Source organism: Polaromonas sp. P3_C2 (assembly GCF_056402675.1).
The window spans coordinates 1-1,268 of the sequence record NZ_JBFUGX010000941.1; the positions used below are offsets into that span (position 1 = coordinate 1).

The window sequence follows — 1,268 nt, forward strand, 5'->3', positions numbered from 1 at the left end:
GACATGGCCGCTATCGCCGCTGATGCCGAGACGCAGCGTTGGTGGACCCTCTGCGGCCCCTGCCAACGCCCCCTTCAAACCCGCAGCCCAGGCGAGCACTGGGCCGCCATGGAATCCGTATTCCACATTGACTAACCACTTCCACCCAAGGACATCTATGCTGACAGTCATTTGCGAAACTCCCGGCGTGCTGCGCACGGTTGAAGGGGCCATGCCCATCCGCAATGAAGGCGATGTGCTGCTGCGCATCCGCCGCGTGGGGGTGTGCGGCACCGATCTGCACATCTTCACCGGCAAACAACCCTTCCTGGCCTATCCACGCGTCATGGGCCACGAAATCGCGGGTACCGTAGAGGAAGCTCCAGCGGACAGCCCCCTTCAGGCCGGCGACAGCGTCTTCGTCATGCCTTACCTGTCATGCGGCCGGTGTGTAGCCTGCCGCCAGGGCAAGACCAACTGCTGCGTCAATATACAGGTACTGGGCGTGCACCGCGACGGCGCCTTCACCGAGTATCTCAACGTACCCGCGCAGTTTGTGCGCAAGGCAGAGGGTGTTTCACTGGACCAGGCCGCCATGCTGGAATTTCTGGCTATTGGTGCCCACGCCGTACGTCGCGCCGACGTGCAGCCCGGCCAGCGTGTACTGGTGGTAGGGACGGGCCCCATCGGCATGGCTGCCTTGCTATTCGCCGGCCTGCGTGGTGGCCAGGTCACAGCGCTGGACACGCGAAAGGAGCGGGTGGAATTCTGCAAACAACACCTGGGGGCGCATGCGGGTGTTGTGATAGGTGACAAGGACCTGGACGAGCTGCGCGCACTGACCAACGGAGATTTTTACGATGTCGTTTTTGACGCCACGGGCAACGCGAAGGCCATGGAGCGCGGCTTCCAGTTCATTGCCCATGGCGGCAAGTATGTGTTGGTGTCGATAGTGCTGGACAACATTACGYTCGCCGATCCGGAGTTTCACAAACGCGAGGCTACGCTGCTGGGCAGCCGTAATGCCACCATGGAAGACTTCGAAACGGTGCTTGAGGCGATGCGGGGCGGCAAAATCCCCACCGCGGCGCTCAACACCCATCGCATGGCCCTGGCCGATGTACCCGCCCAATTCGCCACCCTGCTGGACCCCACGCAGGGCGTGGTGAAGGCGCTGATCGAATGCTGACCGGAGCCTCCACGTGAGCACGCCCATCCTGCAGTTCGGCACCGGACGCTTTCTGCAGGCGCATGCAGACCTGTTTGTATCCCAGGCCCTGGCCCAGGGC

Annotated in this window: 2 protein-coding genes; both read left to right on the forward strand. The window is 62.7% G+C overall.

Going from position 1 to position 1,268, the window contains the following annotated elements; translation table 11 throughout:
* The first annotated feature begins 3 nt into the window (after window positions 1–3).
* Entirely contained in the window at window positions 4–135 is a 132-nt protein-coding gene (locus tag AC1DWI_RS23615) for an L-rhamnose mutarotase (RefSeq protein WP_477725970.1), read from the forward strand.
* A 22-nt stretch (window positions 136–157) separates the two neighbouring features.
* Entirely contained in the window at window positions 158–1,168 is a 1,011-nt protein-coding gene (locus tag AC1DWI_RS23620; protein WP_477725969.1) for a zinc-binding alcohol dehydrogenase family protein, read from the forward strand.
* Window positions 1,169–1,268: the final 100 nt, after the last annotated feature.